This is a genomic window from Lysobacter antibioticus HS124 (genome assembly GCF_000336385.2).
GTDB lineage: Bacteria > Pseudomonadota > Gammaproteobacteria > Xanthomonadales > Xanthomonadaceae > Lysobacter > Lysobacter firmicutimachus.
The window spans coordinates 1-458 of the sequence record NZ_HG424544.1 but is presented as its reverse complement, the minus strand read 5'-3'; the positions used below and the strand labels follow the sequence as shown (position 1 = coordinate 458).

Annotated in this window: 1 protein-coding gene; it reads right to left on the bottom strand. The window is 71.0% G+C overall.

The features are described from left to right. Nucleotides 1–458, bottom strand: a 458-nt coding sequence (locus tag TX83_RS17515; protein WP_141233554.1) for an autotransporter-associated beta strand repeat-containing protein, incomplete at both ends; no start/stop codon positions are given.

Sequence of the window (458 nt, the reverse complement as noted above, 5' to 3'; positions counted from 1 at the left end):
GCGCCGACCCGGACGGTGTTGATGCCGGCATCGCCGCTCAGCGCGGCCGCACTGCCGACGCCGGCCTGCACGGCGCCGTCCACGTTGAGCGTGGCGCCGTCGGCCAGGGCGACGGTCGGCGTCTCCAGCGCACCGTCCACGTCCAGCGTGCCGCCGTCGATCGTGGTGCCGCCGGTGAAACTCTGGCTGCCGCTCAGCGTCGCGGTGCCGGTGTTGGTCTTGCGCAAGAGTTCGAAACCGTCGGTGTTGCCGGCATCGAAATCGAGTTGGCCGGCATTGTCGAGCACCAGGCTGTCGTTGCCGCCCAGGCCGCCGTCGATGGCGTTGTTCAGCACCGCGCCATCCTGCAGGGTCAGACGATCGTCGCCGCCGCACAGGTCGATGGTGCCGGTGCCGGCCACGGTGCCGGCCACGGTCATCGAGTCGTTGCCGCTGCCGCAGCCGTAGCTGCCGTCGAC